Raw genomic sequence first — 15,225 nt, forward strand, 5'->3', positions numbered from 1 at the left:
TTTTTTGTTCGCCGGCCGTTGCCAGTGAGTCCCGGTCCTGATCCCCGTCAGACGCCCCAGAGCACATCCACGCCTTCCTTCTGCGAGGCGCGCAGCATGTCGAGGAACGGGTAGGCGCGCTGGCCGAGGTGCAGCGGTTCGTCCTCATCGTCATGCTTGTCTTCGTTGACGGCGGTTTCCGCGGGATGATTGCGCTTGGCGTCGCTCACGGCGGCTTCCAGCTTCTGGATCGCGCGTGGCATCTCTTCCGTGGTGATCACCCCCCGCTCTCCGAGATGCTTGCCGATGATGCCCAGGAGCGTTACGGCCAGATCCCTCATCATGATCAGGTCTTGCGCGGCGTGGGATTTAAAGGTGATCAGCATGATGTTGTTTCCTTTTACGGACACGCATGACGCGGTCTCCCGGGGGCGGGAGCGGCCGCGCGGATTGTGGCTCTTGCGAGCCGCGCGCATGATGTCAGCATAGCACCTGATAAAATTCCGCGTTTCCGAATTCCATTGCCGGTCACGCGGCGCGGCGTTCACTTGCGCGCCGCTTCGTTCGACTCCGCGGCGCCTTGCCCGTGGCTTTACGCCGGCATTGCCGGCTGGGCTCCCGGGCGCCGTCGCGCCGCCTGCCAGACTTACTGCCCACCAGGGCTTTGACATCCATGCTGCCTGTTCAGACCTCCAATCTTGCCGCTGCGTTCACCGATGCGGTGCGCGCGCTCGCTCCGGCCGACGCGGCCCTGCCGGCCGTGACTTTCGAGCGGCCCAAGGCCGCCGCCCACGGCGACCTGGCGTGCAACATCGCCATGCAGGTGGCACGCGCGCTCAAGAGCAATCCGCGCGAACTGGCGCAGCGCATCGTGGCGGCAGTCCAGGCCGATCCGCGTGCGGCCGGCCTGGTCGCGGCCATGGAGATCGCCGGCCCCGGCTTCATCAACCTGCGCCTGACACCGGCGGCCAAGGCCGACGTGCTGCGCGCGGTGCTGAACCAGGGCGACCGGTACGGCGCGCAGGAACGTGGCATGCATGGCAACGTGCTGGTCGAGTTCGTCTCGGCCAACCCGACCGGCCCGCTGCACGTCGGCCACGGCCGCCAGGCCGCGCTCGGCGATGCGCTCGCCAACCTGCTGTCCTGGCAGGGCTACGACGTGCACCGCGAGTTCTACTACAACGATGCCGGCGTGCAGATCCAGAACCTGGCCGTGTCGGTCCAGGCGCGTGCGCGCGGCTTCAAGCCCGGCGACGCCAACTGGCCGGAAGCCGCCTATAACGGCGACTATATTGCCGACATCGCCGCCGACTTCCTGGCTGGCAAGACCGTGAGCGCCTCGGACGGCCAGCCGGTGACCGCATCGGGCAATCCCGAGGATGTCGACTCGATCCGCAAGTTCGCGGTGACCTACCTGCGCAACGAGCAGGACATCGACCTGCAGGCCTTCGGCGTCAAGTTCGACCGCTATTACCTGGAGTCGTCGCTGTACACCGACGGCCGCGTGGAAGCCGCGGTCCGGGGGCTGGTCGCCAAGGGCAAGACCTACGAGAGCGAGGGTGCGCTGTGGCTGCGCACCACCGACGACGGCGACGACAAGGACCGGGTCATGAAGAAGACCGACGGTACCTACACCTACTTCGTGCCGGACGTGGCCTACCACACCACCAAGTGGGAGCGCGGCTTCGGCAAGGTCATCAACGTGCAGGGCAGCGACCACCACGGCACCATCGCGCGCGTGCGCGCCGGGCTGCAGGGCCTGGACATCGGCATCCCCAAGGGCTACCCCGACTACGTGCTGCACAAGATGGTCACCGTGATGAAGAACGGCGAGGAGGTGAAGATCTCCAAGCGTGCCGGCTCCTACGTGACCGTGCGCGATCTGATCGAATGGTCCAACGGTGGCGACGAAACCATCCGCGGCTGCCTGGACGCCGGCGTGGCCGACTGGCCCGCGCACTTCACGCGCGGGCGCGACGCGGTGCGTTTCTTCCTGCTGTCGCGCAAGGCCGATACCGAATTCGTGTTCGACGTCGACCTGGCGCTCAAGCAGAACGACGAGAACCCGGTGTACTACGTGCAGTACGCCCATGCGCGCATCTGCTCGATCTTCGAATCGTGGGGGGGCGCCGAGTGGGAAGGCCGCCTGGCCGAACTGGCCGGCACCGACCTGGCCGCCGTCACCGGCGCCGACGTCAGCCCGCAGGCACTGGCACTGGGCCAGCGCCTGGCCGAGTTCCCCGAGATGCTGGCCGCCGCCGCGGGCGAACTGGCACCGCACGCGGTCGCGTTCTACCTGCGCGACCTGGCGGGCGACTTCCATGCGTTCTACAACACCGACCGCGTGCTGGTCGACGACGAATCGGTCAAGCGCGCGCGCCTGGCACTGCTGGCGGCCACGCGCCAGGTGCTGCGCAATGGCCTGGCGGTGATCGGCGTCTCGGCGCCTCGTCGCATGTAAGCATGTAAGCATGTAGGTCAGGACGCGACCGCAGGACCAGGCCGGAGAAGGACGGGCCGCCCAAGGGCCGCCCGCGCCGCGGCCGGTGCCTGCGCGGGCGGCGCTGGCACTATAATCTCCCGGCAACACCTAAGAGGACTTATGCAACAGCAACGCAAGCGCGATGCGCGTAGTGCCCGCCGCAGCCAGCAGCGCGGTGGAACGTTCCTGGGCCTGGTGCTCGGGCTGATCGTCGGACTGGCCATCGCCGTGGTCGTCGCCCTGTACATCACCAAGTCCCCGGCGCCGTTCCAGCAGAAGAACGCGCCGCGGCCGGCCGCCGAGCCGGGCAACGTGGCCAGCACGCTGCCCAGCCCCACGCAATCCCAGTCCCAGCAGGAAGGGCCGACCGACCCGAACAAGCCGCTGTGGAGCAAGACCCCGGCCAAGCCGGTCGGCCAGCCCGCGCCCGAGGCGCCGTCGCAGCAAGCGGCGCCCGACCGGAGCAACGGCGATCGGCAGCCGCCGATAGCCGTGGCGCGTCCGGCGGAAAAGCCGGCCGAGAAGCCGGCTGAGAAGCCGGCTGAAAAGCCTGCCGAGAAGCCCCTTGCCATGAACAAGCCGGTCGAGAAGCCGGTGGCGGATCCGATTGCCGAGATCGCCCAGGCCGATGCCAACAAGGTCGGCTACCTGCTGCAGGTGGGTGCGTTCCGCTCGTCGGACGACGCCGACCGCCAGAAGGCCAATCTCGCCATGCAGGGCTTCGAGGCCAGGATTACCGACCGCGATGTCAACGGCGTGAAGATGTACCGCGTGCGGATCGGCCCGTACAACCGCATCGAGGACATGAACAAGGCGCGCGACCGGCTGCAGTCGGCCGGCTTCGACGCCTCGGTGATCCGCTTCACCAAGCAGTAACGCGCTGTAACCCCCAGGGCCGGCGGCCCGCTGAACCGGATGCCGCCGCCGCTGTCATACGCTCATCGCCCAACCCGGAAGGCTGCTCCAAGATGAAGAAACTCGCCGCACTGATTGCCACGTTTGCCGCTGTCGGCGGCCTGCTGATGAACGCCCCTGCCCAGGCGGCGCCCACCGAAGGCAAGGAATACCAGGTGCTGAAGGCGCCGCAGCCCGTGCCGGCAGGCAAGATCGAGGTTACCGAGTTTTTCTGGTACGGCTGCCCGCACTGCTTTGACTTCGAGCCCGAGCTCGAGGCCTGGGTCAAGAAGCAGGGGAAGGACGTCGTGTTCAAGCGCGTGCCGGTCGCCTTCCGCGACGACCTGCTGCCGCATACCAAGATCTTCTATGCGCTGGAGTCCCTCGGCAAGCTGGACGCCATGCACGCCAAGGTCTTCAATGCGATCCACGTCGAGCGCAAGCGCATGCTGGACCCGAACGAGATCGCCGACTTCATGGCCAAGAACGGCATCGACCGCAAGGCGTTCCTGGATGCCTACAACTCGTTCTCGGTGACCACCAACGCGCAACGCGCCAACAAGATCGCCGACGCCTACAAGGTCGATGGCGTGCCGACCGTGGTGGTCCAGGGCAAGTACGAGACCTCGCCGTCCATCGCGGGCACCAAGACCGGCGCGATCCAGGCCATGGATTACCTGGTGACGCAGGTCCGCGACAAGAAGCTCTGAGCGGTATTCCCGAAGGCCGGTACGGTTGCGTACCGGCCTTTTTTCATTTGAGCCTCCGGTAGACCGATGCGCCCCCTGAAAGTCTTTCTTACCGGCGCCTCCAGCGGCCTGGGCCACGCGCTGGCACGCGAGTATGCGCGCCAAGGCGCCATCCTGGGACTGGTGGCGCGGCGCGAGGGCGCCTTGCGCGACCTGGCCCAGACCCTGCCCAATCCCGGCGCGGTCCATGTCTATGCCGCCGACGTGCGCGACGCCGACGCCATGGCGCGGGCCGCGCAGCATTTCCTGGACCGCATCGGCGTGCCCGACGTCGTGATCGCCAACGCCGGGGTTTCGGTGGGTACCGTGGCTAGCGAGCGAGAGGACCTGGAGGTCTTCCGCATGGTCATGGACACCAACTGGTTCGGCATGCTGACCACATTCCAGCCGTTCCTGCACCCGATGCAAGACCGCGAACCGGGCGCCGGCGGCTGGCGCGGCACGCTGGTGGGCATTGCCAGCGTGGCGGGCGTGCGCGGGCTGCCCGGTGGCGGCGCCTACAGCGCGTCCAAGTCGGCGGTGATCAAGCTGCTGGAAAGCCTGCGGCTGGAGCAGCGGCGCCATGGCATCCGCGTGGTGACCATCGCGCCCGGCTATATCCGTACGCCGATGACAGCCCACAACCCTTACCGCATGCCGTTCCTGACCGATGCCGACGTGTTCGCCCGCAAGGCCGTGCGCGCGATTGCAGCGGGAAGCCGCTTCCGGGTGATTCCGTGGCAAATGGGCGTGGTCGCGTCGCTGATGCACGTGATGCCGCGCTGGCTCTACGACGCACTGGCGGCAAAGGCTCCGCGCAAACCGCGCGGCGGCGCGGTAGACTGACCATGTGGCGCGACGCCATCGGCCAGCACCACGCCGCGGCCAGTGGGGAGGTCCGCATTGCTTCGCTGGTGCCGTCGGTGACCGAGCTGCTGTTCGCGCTCGAACTGGGCGGACAGATGGTGGCGCGCACGGGTTTCTGCATCCATCCGGAGCCGGACGTGCGCGCGGTGGCCAAGGTCGGTGGCACCAAGGACGTGAAGCTCGACCGCCTGCGCGCGCTTGCGCCGACGCATGTGGTGGTCAATATCGACGAGAACCGGCGTGAAACCGTGGACGAGATCCGCCGCTTCGTGCCGAACGTGATCGTCACGCATCCGTGCGCGCCGGAAGACAATCTGGCGCTGTACCGGCTGCTGGGTGGCATCTTCGGACGGCAGCCCCGGGCGCAGGCGCTGTGTGCCGCGCTGCAGGCGGAACTGGACGCTGTGCGCGCCCGCGCATGGCCGGCGCGCAAGGTGCTCTACGCCATCTGGCAGGATCCTTGGATGACGGTGTCGCGCGACACCTATATCAGCCGCATGCTGGCGCTGGTGAACTGGCAGACCTGGCCGGAAGACGTGCCGCAGGCCTGCGCGGACGGCGACTGCAGCCGTCCCAACGCGGCGGGGGAACGCTATCCGAGCTTCCGCTGGAGCGATGCGCTGGTGCGCGGGCTCGACGAGGTGCTGCTGTCCACCGAGCCCTACCGCTTTACCGAAGACCATGCCGATGCGCTGGAGCGGCAGCTCGGCAAGCCGGTGCAGCTGGTCGATGGGGAGATGCTGTCGTGGTATGGCAGCCGGGCGATCGAAGGGGTGCGCTATTTGGCGCGGCTGGCCGGTAGCGTCTGACTGATACGCGAGGTGTCATTCAGCGTTGGTTTTCTCGCCTCTCCCGCAGCGGGAGAGGGGAGAAAACAGAAGGTGTCCCGAAGCTCACCCCGCCCGGAACCGGATCACCCCATCATCCCCGAGTTCCCGCACCAGTTCCCCGCGATGCCACAGCGCATGCAGGTGCGCCAGCGACTCGCCCATGGCGAACGTCATCTGGTGGATATCGAACTGGCGCTTGAAGATCACGCCGACGATGTCATGCGCGCTGCACGGTTTTTCGCGGCAGGCGTCCAGCGTTTCGGCCAGCCGGTCCACATGGTGCTCGCGCAGCTGCGTGATGCGCGTATGCAGGTTGCGGAAGGGGCGGCCGTGCGACGGCAGGATCAGCACGTCGTCGGGCAGGTCCTGGTACTTTCCGAGCGAATCGAGGTAGAGCTGCAGCGAATTGGCTTCCGGCTCCATGTCGAACACGCTGACATTGGTCGAGATGCGCGGCAGCACCATGTCGCCCGAGATCAGCACGTTGGTAGCGGCGTTGTACAGCGCCACGTGCTCGGGTGAATGGCCGAAGCCGGTGATCACGCGCCAGCCGGCGGTGGCCGGCTCGGCGCCGATGGCGACGGTGTCGCCGTCCATCAGGCGGCGGTACCGCGTGGGCAGGTCCGGCACCAGCGACGGATAGTAGGTCTTGCGGGCGCGCAGCTTCTCCTGGCTGTCGGGGTCGGTCAGGCCATGGAGCGCGAAGTGCTCGGCCGCGAGTTCGCCGCCGGCGCTGGAGCCCGCGCCGGTGCCGCTGCCCATCACGCGGGCGCTCATGTAGTCGCCCAGGCTCATCCACAGTCGCACGTCGAAGCGCTTGCACAGCCAGTGCGCCAGGCCAACGTGGTCGGGGTGGCTGTGCGTGACCAGCACGCGCAGCACCGGCAGGCCTTCGAGTTCGTTGGCGAAGATGGTTTCCCAGTGCGCCTTGATGGTGTCGTTGGTGATGCCGCAGTCGATGATGGTCCAGCCGTTCCGGCCGTCGATCCGGTCGCGCAGCAGCCACAGGTTGATGTGGTCCAGCGCGAAGGGCAGCGGCATGCGCAGCCAGTAGACGCCGGGCGCCACTTCCTGCTTGGTGCCGGGCTCGGGCATGGTGTCCGCGAACGGGTATTGGAGCTGGTGTTCGAGTGCGTTCATGAGGAGTCTCGTCGTCGAAGCCCTGCGCCTTGCATGCCGGGGCAGGCGGGGCCTTCTCGTGTTTGCCGTCATGCAAAGCCAATGCGAGCGCGCATGACGACGCCGGTTGCCAGTCGCGTGGGTTGACGCTAACGTAAACGTCAATCCGTGCGACTCGTCTCAATCTTAAGCCAAAAGTTGACTTCGCAACGAACGACCGTTCACTTTCATTGGGCGCACCATGGCAGCCACTAACGTTTCCGGATCGTCTCCCGGGCCCGCCACCTATACGATCACCGACCTCGCGCGCGAGTTCGATATCACGCCGCGCGCCATCCGGTTCTATGAGGACCAGGGCCTGCTGGCGCCCGAGCGCGCCGGCCCCGGCGGCCGCACGCGCGTGTACAACGGGCGCGAACGTACCCGCCTGAAGCTCACGCTGCGCGGCAAGAGGTTGGGGCTTACTCTCAACGAGATCCGCGAGATTCTTGACCTCTACGAGTCTCCGCGCGACAGCGCACCGCAACTCGAACGCTTCCTGGGTGCGCTGGCCGGCCACCGGGCCGCACTGGAACGCCAGCTTGAAGACCTGCAGGCGCAACTGGCCGAGATCGACCAGCATGAGAAGCATTGCAAGGCGCTATTGGACGCACAGCATGCGCGCACCGGTGGACCGGCCAAGCACGAAGCTGCCTGACGCTGCACTTTCGCTCATCTCGGTGACTCTGCGGGTTGACGTTTACGTAAACGTAAATAGAATACCTCGAACCCTCTCACCATGGAGTTGCCATGACGCAGGACCTTGATGCTGCCGCCAGTCCCGTCCAGCCCGAACTGTCTGCGGACCGGGCCGGCACCATTGCCAGCAGCTTTGCCCGCCAGGGACTGATGCGCACCTTTGGCGCCGCCCTGGCCCGCGTCGAACGCGGCGAGGTCGAGATCGCCATGTCGTGGTCCGAGGGCGTGACCCAGCAGCACGGCTTCTTCCATGGCGGCGTCGTCGGTGCGCTGGCCGACAGCGCATGCGGCTATGCCGCGCTGACCATGGTGGGAGAGGGCGAGGCAGGCCTGACCGCCGAGTACAAGATCAACCTGCTGTCGCCGGCGCAGGGCGAACGCCTGATCGCCGTGGGGCGCGTGCTCAAGCCCGGCCGCACGCTGATCGTGGCGCAGGGCGATGTCTTCGTCGAGCAGCAGGGCCGCCGCAAGCTCGTGGCGACCATGCTGATGACCCTTTGCGTGGTACGCACGCTCGAACACGTCTGACGCGCACATTGCGACGCCAGCAAGATTCCAACCGGAGACCATCATGACCGAACTCCCTGGCCTGAAATTCGACCTGGGCGAAGACATCGAGATGCTGCGCGGCGCCGTGCGCGGCTGGGCCCAGGCTGAACTGGCCCCGCGCGCCGGCGAGATCGACCGCACCGACCAGTTCCCCATGGACGCCTGGAAGAAGATGGGCGACCTTGGCGTGCTCGGCATCACCGTGGCGGAAGAGTATGGCGGCGCCAACATGGGCTACCTCGCCCACATGGTGGCGATGGAGGAAATCAGCCGGGCTTCGGCTTCAGTCGGCCTGTCGTATGGCGCGCACTCGAACCTGTGCGTGAACCAGATCCACCGCAATGGCAGCGCCGCGCAGAAGGCAAAGTACCTGCCGAAGCTGGTGTCGGGCGAATGGATCGGCGCGCTGGCCATGAGCGAGCCCAATGCCGGCTCGGACGTGGTGAGCATGAAGCTGCGCGCTGATTTCAAGGGCGATCGCTTCGTGCTCAACGGTACCAAGATGTGGATCACCAACGGTCCGGATTGCGACGTGCTGGTGGTCTATGCCAAGACCGAACCGGACCTCGGCGCGCGCGGCATGACGGCCTTCATCGTCGAGAAGGGCATGAAGGGTTTCTCGGTGGCGCAAAAGCTGGACAAGCTGGGCATGCGCGGCTCGCATACCGGCGAGCTGGTGTTCGAGGACGTGGAAGTACCGGTCGAGAACATCCTCGGCGGCGAGAACAGCGGTGCCAAGGTCCTGATGAGCGGCCTCGACTACGAGCGCGCCGTGCTGTCGGGGGGACCAGTCGGCATCATGCAGGCCTGCATGGACGTGGTCACCCCCTACATCCACGACCGCAAGCAGTTCGGCCAGAGCATCGGCGAATTCCAGCTGATCCAGGGCAAGGTGGCCGATATGTACACCACGCTGCAGGCGGCCCGCAGCTATCTGTACACGGTGGGCAAGAACCTGGATTCGCTCGGTGTCGATCACGTGCGGCAGGTGCGCAAGGATTGCGCGGCGGTGATCCTCTATACGGCTGAAAAGGCCACGTGGATGGCCGGCGAGACCGTGCAGATCCTGGGTGGCAATGGCTACATCAACGAATACCCGGCTGGTCGCCTGTGGCGCGATGCCAAGCTGTATGAGATCGGTGCGGGGACTTCGGAGATCAGGCGGATGCTGATCGGTCGGGAGTTGTTTGCCGAGACGATGTGATTTTCGGGGCGCTCGTCTCGCGCCCCAAAATCGAGCCTCAAAACCCATTTACAATTCTCCCAGCCCCCGCCCTACTGTCCACCCCGTCCCATGTCCCACTTCCCCAAACTGCTCTCTTCGCAGATTGCCTTCGACGTGGCGCGGACCATGCTGGACGGGTTCGACAAGCATTACCGGCTGTTCCGCGAGGTCAGCCACCAGGCCAAGGTGAAGTTCGAGGCGGGCGACTGGCTGGGCCTGCAGCAGATCCAGCGCGACCGCATTGATTTCTACAACGAGCGCGTGCGCGAGACCAGCGTGTTGCTCGAAGACGAGTACGACGCCGAGAATATCGAGGACGAAATCTGGCAGCAGATCAAGCTGCACTACATCGGGCTGCTGACCAACCACCACCAGCCCGAACTGGCCGAGACCTTCTTCAACTCCGTCTGCACGCGCCTGCTGCACCGCTCGTACTTCAATAACGACTTCATTTTCGTGCGCCCGGCCATCTCGACCGAGTACATCGAGAACGAGGAGTCGCCGATCAAGCCGACGTTTCGCGCCTACTATCCAGGCAGCCGCCACGGCATGGCGGATTGCTTCGAGCGCATCGTGCACAACTACCAGCTCGAGCGGCCGTTCGAGGACCTGCGGCGCGATATCGGCTACGTGGTCAGCACCGTCGAGGAGCATTTCGGCGATGCGCGCATCGCGCCGAATTTCCAGATCCACGTGTTGTCGTCGCTGTTCTTCCGCAACAAGACGGCCTTCATCATCGGGCGCATCCTGAACGCCGACCGCACCTATCCGCTGGCGATCCCTATCGTGCACGGGGCGTCGGGCAAGCTGGTGCTCGATGCGGTGCTGCTGAAGAAGCTCCAGGTGATGATCCTGTTCTCGTTCACGCACTCGTACTTCATGGTCGACATGGAAATTCCGTCGGCCTATGTGACCTTCCTGCGCGACATCATGCCGCGCAAGCCGCGCGCGGAGATCTATACCTCGCTGGGTTTGCAGAAGCAGGGCAAGAACCTGTTCTACCGGGATTTCCTGCACCACCTGCAGCACTCGTCCGACAAGTTCATCAGCGCGCCGGGAATCAAGGGGCTGGTGATGCTGGTATTCACGCTGCCGTCGTACCCGTATGTGTTCAAGGTGATCAAGGACTTTTATCCGGCGCCGAAAGAAACCACGCGCGCGCTGGTCCAGTCCAAGTACCTGCTCGTCAAGCAGCATGACCGCGTCGGCCGCATGGCCGATACGCTGGAGTATTCGAACGTGGCCTTCCCGCTGTCGCGTTTCGATGACGAGCTGGTGCGCGAACTCGAACACCACGCGCCGTCGATGATCGAGTATCAGCGCGCCAAGGATGGCGCCGAGGAAATCGTGGTGCGGCACGTCTATATCGAGCGCCGCATGACGCCGCTGAACCTGTGGCTGCAGGAAGGCACGGACGAGCAGGTGGAGCACGGCGTGATCGAGTACGGCAATGCCATCAAGGAACTGATCGCCGCGAATATCTTCCCTGGCGATATGCTGTATAAAAACTTTGGCGTAACGCGCCATGGCCGCGTGGTGTTCTACGATTACGACGAGATCGAGTACTTCACCGACTGCAACGTGCGCCACGTGCCCGAGCCGCGCAACGAAGAGGAGGAGATGTCGGGCGAACCCTGGTACACCGTGCGTCCGCACGACATCTTCCCCGAGACCTTCCGCACCTTCCTGCTGGGCAACCCGCGCGTGCGCGAGCCATTCCTGCGCCATCACGAAGATTTATTCGACCCTGCCATGTGGCAGGGCCACAAGGACCGGCTGCTGGCCGGACAAGTTCATGACTTCTTTGCCTATCCCATCTCCGAACGCTTCATCCACCGCTATGGTTCCGGTCGCAGCGCGCCTGTCGCCGGCATTGCAAGGAGAGTCGCATGAGTGACGCCATCGCCCAGCTGTTCCGCAACAACCGCGACTGGGTCGACCGCGTCAATGCGGAAGACCCGACCTTCTTCATGCGCCTGGCCAACCAGCAGGCGCCTGAATACCTGTGGATCGGTTGCTCCGACTCGCGCGTGCCCGCCAACCAGATCCTGGGGCTGGCGCCGGGCGAGGTGTTCGTCCATCGCAATATCGCCAACGTGATCGCGCACAGCGACCTGAACGCGCTGTCGGTGATCCAGTTCGCCGTGGAAGTGCTCAAGGTGCGCCACATCACGGTGGTTGGCCACTACGGCTGCGGCGGCGTGAAGGTGGCGCTCAAGCGCGAGCGCATCGGCCTGGCCGACAACTGGCTGCGCCATGTGCGCGACGTGGCCGACAAGCATGAGGCCTACCTCGGCACCATCCTGCGCGAGGACGACGCCCACACGCGCCTGTGCGAGCTGAACGTGATCGAGCAGGTCAACAACGTTTGCCAGACCACCGTGCTGCAGGACGCATGGGCACGCGGTCAGGACGTGACCGTGCACGGCTGGGTCTACGGCGTGTCAGACGGCCTGCTGCGTGACCTCGGCATGGCCGCCAGCAATAACGACGAGCTGCACGAGCAGCTGGCCGCCGCCTATCGCCAGTTCGGCGACCCGCCGCAGGCGTCGATCCGCTGATCGCGGCTGCCAACACCACACGATTCGCGCATACCGATACCAGGAGAACAGACATGCAAGACCCCATCGTCATCGTTTCCGCCGCCCGTACCCCCATGGCGGCATTCCAGGGTGAATTCGCGTCGCTGACCGCGCCGCAGCTCGGCGCCGTTGCCATTCGCGCAGCGGTCGAACGCGCCGGCATCAAGCCGGAGCAGGTCGAGGAAGTGGTGTTTGGCTGCGTGCTGCCGGCCGGCCAGGGCCAGGCCCCGGCGCGCCAGGCGGCGCTCGGAGCGGGCCTGCCGCTGGGCGTGGGCTGTACCACGGTCAACAAGATGTGCGGCTCGGGCATGCGCGCGGCCATGAACGTTTATGACGGCCTGGTGGCCGGCTCGTTCGACATCGCGATTGCCGGCGGCATGGAAAGCATGACCAATGCGCCGTACCTGATCCCGAAGGGCCGTGGCGGCTACCGCATCGGCCACGGCATGATCTATGACCACATGATGCTGGACGGCCTGGAAGATGCCTACGACAAGGGCCGCGCCATGGGCACTTTTGGCGAGGACTGCGTCGCCAAGTACGGTTTCACGCGCGAGCAGCAAGACGCCTTCGCGATCGAAAGCGTGCGCCGCGCGCAACAGGCTACCGAGTCGGGCGATTTCCGCTGGGAGATCGCCCCGGTCACCGTGTCGGGCAAGGGCGGCGACACCGTCATCGATACCGACGAAGGCCCGCGCCGCATCAAGCTCGACAAGATTCCCGCGCTGAAGCCCGCGTTCGCCAAGGACGGCACCATCACGGCGGCATCGTCGTCGTCGATCAACGACGGCGCCTCGGCGCTGGTGATGATGCGCGAATCCACCGCGAAGAAGCTCGGCCTGCAGCCGATCGCGCGCATGCTGGGCCACACCACGCACGCGCAGGCGCCGGGCTGGTTCACCACCGCGCCGGTGGAAGCCATGGCCAAGCTCTATCGCAAGCTCGACTGGACCACCGACAGCGTCGACCTGTTCGAGATCAACGAGGCCTTTGCCGTGGTGCCGATGGCCGCCATGCACGACCTCAAGATCCCGCGCGAGAAGGTCAACATCCACGGCGGCGCCTGTGCGCTGGGCCACCCGATCGGCGCTTCGGGCGCGCGCATCATGACCACGCTGATCGGCGCGCTGCGCAAGACCGGCGGCAAGCGCGGCGTGGCCAGTTTGTGCATCGGTGGTGGCGAGGCGACGGCGGTGGGGATCGAGATCGTCTGAGGCGCGGCTTCTCCCCTCTCCCATTTATGGGAGAGGGAGGAACCGAAAGACAATCGATGAACCCTTGCCAGGAGCCCAGCCATGCCAACCGCACTTATCCTCGGTGCCTCGCGCGGCATCGGTCTCGAATTCGTCCGCCAGTACCGTGCCGACGGCTGGCGCGTCATCGCGGCGGCGCGCACGCCTGAAGGCGTCGCCGCGCTCAAGGCGTTGGGCGCCGAAGCCCACCAGGCCGACCTGGCCGATCCCGGTGCCGTGGCCGGCCTGGGCTGGAAGCTCGATGGCGAATCGCTCGACGTGGCCATCTACAACGCCGGCGTGCTGGGACCGCGCACCGAAGGCGCGCAGCCGGTCACGCGGGAGGACTTTGATCGCGTGATGCACGTGAACGTGCTCGGCCCGATGATGGCGCTGCCGCTGGTGCTGCCCTATGTCGAGACCGGGCAGGGCGGCCATGGCGGCGTGCTGGCGGTGCTGTCATCGCGCATGGGCAGCCTTGGCTCGATGGACAGCAATGGCAGCTGGCTCTACCGCGTCAGCAAGGCCGGCGTCAACGCGGCGCTGAAGTCGGTATCGCTCGACGCGCGCCATGCCACCTGCGTGGCGCTGCATCCGGGCTGGGTGCAGACCGACATGGGCGGCAAGGCGGCGGACATCACGCCGCAGCAGAGCGTGAAGGGCATGCGCCAGCTGCTGGCGGGGGCCAAACGCCGCGATAACGGCAGCTTCTTCAACTACGACGGCACCCCCATCCCCTGGTAAGCGCGGGCCGGACTCACTCATACAGAAACGACATGCTGCTGACATCCGAACAGGAAATGATCCGCGACGCCGTGCGACAGTTCGCGCAGGAGGTGATCGCGCCTCAGGCCGCGCAGTGGGACCGCGACAAGACCTTCCCCAAGGACGTGCATCGCGAACTCGCGGCGCTGGGCGCCTACGGCGTGGCGGTCCCGGAACAGTATGGCGGCGCCGGCCTCGACTACCTGTCGCTGGCGCTGATCCTGGAGGAAATCGCCGCGGGCGATGGCGGCACCTCGACCGTCATCAGCGTCAACAACTGCCCCGTCTGCAGCATGCTGATGGCCTTCGCCGATGAAGCGCAGAAGCAGAAGTGGCTGGTGCCGCTCGCGCGCGGCGAAATGCTCGGCGCGTTCTGCCTGACCGAGCCGCACGTGGGCTCGGACGCCGCGGCGCTGCGTACCACCGCCGTGCGCGATGGCGATCACTACGTGCTTAACGGCGTCAAGCAGTTCATCACCAGCGGACAGAATGCCGACGTGGCCATCGTCATGGCCGTGACCGACAAGGCCGCAGGCAAGCGCGGCATCAGCGCGTTCCTGGTGCCGACCAGCACCCCTGGCTATGTGGTGGCGCGCATCGAAGACAAGCTCGGCCAGCATTCGTCGGACACCGCCCAGATCCTGTTCGAGGATTGCCGCGTGCCGGCCGCCAACCTGCTCGGCGACGAAGGCGCGGGCTACAAGATGGCGCTATCGGGGCTGGAGGGCGGGCGCATCGGTATTGCCTCGCAGAGCATCGGCATGGCGCGCGCGGCGTTCGACGCAGCGCTGGCCTACTCCAAGGGGCGCGAGAGCTTCGGCCAGCCGCTGTTCCAGCACCAGGCCGTGCAGTTCCGCCTGGCCGAGATGGCCACGCGCATCGACGTGGCGCGCCAGATGATCTGGCACGCGGCCTCGCTCAAGGACGCCGGCCGGCCCTGCCTGAAAGAGGCGGCCATGGCCAAGCTGTTTGCCAGCGAGATCGCGGAGAAGGTCTGTTCCGATGCGATCCAGGTTTTCGGCGGCTATGGCTACGTCAGCGATTTCCCGGTCGAGCGCATCTATCGCGACGTGCGCGTGTGCCAGATCTACGAAGGCTCCAGCGACATCCAGAAGATCCTGATCGCGCGCGCCCTGGCGTAGCCGCGGCGCGCCGACACGCGTACCATGGGGCTGGGGGAGCACGGCCAGGCGTCCTGGAGGCTTCCCGAGCCATCCGACCATCCACCACGACCA

15 protein-coding genes are annotated in these 15,225 nt (G+C 66.0%); 13 read left to right on the forward strand and 2 right to left on the reverse strand.

The annotated features are described in order from the left end of the window. Positions 1 to 47: 47 nt before the first annotated feature. On the reverse strand, positions 48 to 365 hold the full coding sequence (locus ACIGJC_RS00660) for a DUF1840 domain-containing protein (RefSeq protein ID WP_483710121.1): 318 nt from the start codon (positions 363 to 365) through the stop codon (positions 48 to 50). A gap of 287 nt (positions 366 to 652) precedes the next feature. Here ACIGJC_RS00660 and argS point away from each other — a divergent pair, with 287 nt between their 5' ends. From argS to ACIGJC_RS00685, 5 genes are all read left to right on the forward strand, one after another. Beyond that, positions 653 to 2,440: an arginine--tRNA ligase gene (gene argS / locus ACIGJC_RS00665; RefSeq protein WP_483710122.1), complete on the forward strand. Its 1,788-nt coding sequence runs from the start codon at positions 653 to 655 to the stop codon at positions 2,438 to 2,440. Between the two features lie 141 nt (positions 2,441 to 2,581). Next, on the forward strand, positions 2,582 to 3,337 hold the full coding sequence (locus ACIGJC_RS00670) for an SPOR domain-containing protein (RefSeq protein ID WP_483710123.1): 756 nt from the start codon (positions 2,582 to 2,584) through the stop codon (positions 3,335 to 3,337). 92 nt (positions 3,338 to 3,429) lie between these two features. Continuing rightward, a complete protein-coding gene (locus ACIGJC_RS00675; protein ID WP_483710124.1) occupies positions 3,430 to 4,065 on the forward strand; it encodes a thiol:disulfide interchange protein DsbA/DsbL in 636 nt (211 codons plus the stop codon). Between the two features lie 66 nt (positions 4,066 to 4,131). Continuing rightward, positions 4,132 to 4,929: an SDR family oxidoreductase gene (locus ACIGJC_RS00680; protein ID WP_483710125.1), complete on the forward strand. Its 798-nt coding sequence runs from the start codon at positions 4,132 to 4,134 to the stop codon at positions 4,927 to 4,929. A 2-nt stretch (positions 4,930 to 4,931) separates the two neighbouring features. Then, complete coding sequence (locus ACIGJC_RS00685; protein WP_483710126.1) at positions 4,932 to 5,759, forward strand: helical backbone metal receptor; 828 nt, start codon at positions 4,932 to 4,934, stop codon at positions 5,757 to 5,759. A gap of 84 nt (positions 5,760 to 5,843) precedes the next feature. On the opposite strand, the gene ACIGJC_RS00690 is transcribed toward ACIGJC_RS00685, so the two are convergent. Next, positions 5,844 to 6,920, reverse strand: a complete 1,077-nt coding sequence (locus ACIGJC_RS00690; RefSeq protein ID WP_483710127.1) for an MBL fold metallo-hydrolase — start codon at positions 6,918 to 6,920, stop codon at positions 5,844 to 5,846. Positions 6,921 to 7,140: 220 nt separating this feature from the next. Here ACIGJC_RS00690 and ACIGJC_RS00695 point away from each other — a divergent pair, with 220 nt between their 5' ends. The 8 genes from ACIGJC_RS00695 (at position 7,141) to ACIGJC_RS00730 (ending at position 15,132) form a co-directional block, all read left to right on the forward strand. Then, on the forward strand, positions 7,141 to 7,596 hold the full coding sequence (locus tag ACIGJC_RS00695) for a MerR family transcriptional regulator (protein ID WP_483710128.1): 456 nt from the start codon (positions 7,141 to 7,143) through the stop codon (positions 7,594 to 7,596). Between the two features lie 92 nt (positions 7,597 to 7,688). Next, a complete protein-coding gene (locus ACIGJC_RS00700) occupies positions 7,689 to 8,165 on the forward strand; it encodes a PaaI family thioesterase (RefSeq protein ID WP_483710129.1) in 477 nt (158 codons plus the stop codon). 43 nt (positions 8,166 to 8,208) lie between these two features. After that, positions 8,209 to 9,390: an isovaleryl-CoA dehydrogenase gene (locus ACIGJC_RS00705; protein WP_483710130.1), complete on the forward strand. Its 1,182-nt coding sequence runs from the start codon at positions 8,209 to 8,211 to the stop codon at positions 9,388 to 9,390. Positions 9,391 to 9,480: 90 nt separating this feature from the next. Continuing rightward, entirely contained in the window at positions 9,481 to 11,304 is a 1,824-nt protein-coding gene (gene aceK, locus ACIGJC_RS00710; RefSeq protein WP_483710131.1) for a bifunctional isocitrate dehydrogenase kinase/phosphatase, read from the forward strand. Further along, complete coding sequence (can, locus tag ACIGJC_RS00715) at positions 11,301 to 11,972, forward strand: carbonate dehydratase (RefSeq protein ID WP_211946889.1); 672 nt, start codon at positions 11,301 to 11,303, stop codon at positions 11,970 to 11,972. Before aceK ends, can begins: the two co-directional genes overlap by 4 nt. Before the next feature lie 53 nt (positions 11,973 to 12,025). Further along, positions 12,026 to 13,207, forward strand: coding sequence for an acetyl-CoA C-acetyltransferase (locus ACIGJC_RS00720; protein ID WP_483710132.1), 1,182 nt, complete (start codon positions 12,026 to 12,028; stop codon positions 13,205 to 13,207). Between the two features lie 81 nt (positions 13,208 to 13,288). After that, positions 13,289 to 13,969 carry an SDR family oxidoreductase gene (locus tag ACIGJC_RS00725; protein WP_483710133.1) on the forward strand — a complete coding sequence of 227 codons (681 nt, stop codon included), beginning with the start codon at positions 13,289 to 13,291 and terminating at the stop codon, positions 13,967 to 13,969. Positions 13,970 to 14,001: 32 nt separating this feature from the next. Then, the gene (locus ACIGJC_RS00730; RefSeq protein ID WP_483710134.1) at positions 14,002 to 15,132 is read left to right on the forward strand and encodes an acyl-CoA dehydrogenase family protein; all 1,131 of its coding nucleotides are present in this window, start codon (positions 14,002 to 14,004) and stop codon (positions 15,130 to 15,132) included. The last annotated feature ends 93 nt before the right edge of the window (positions 15,133 to 15,225 follow it).

Source organism: Cupriavidus sp. C3SS-1, assembly GCF_057073755.1.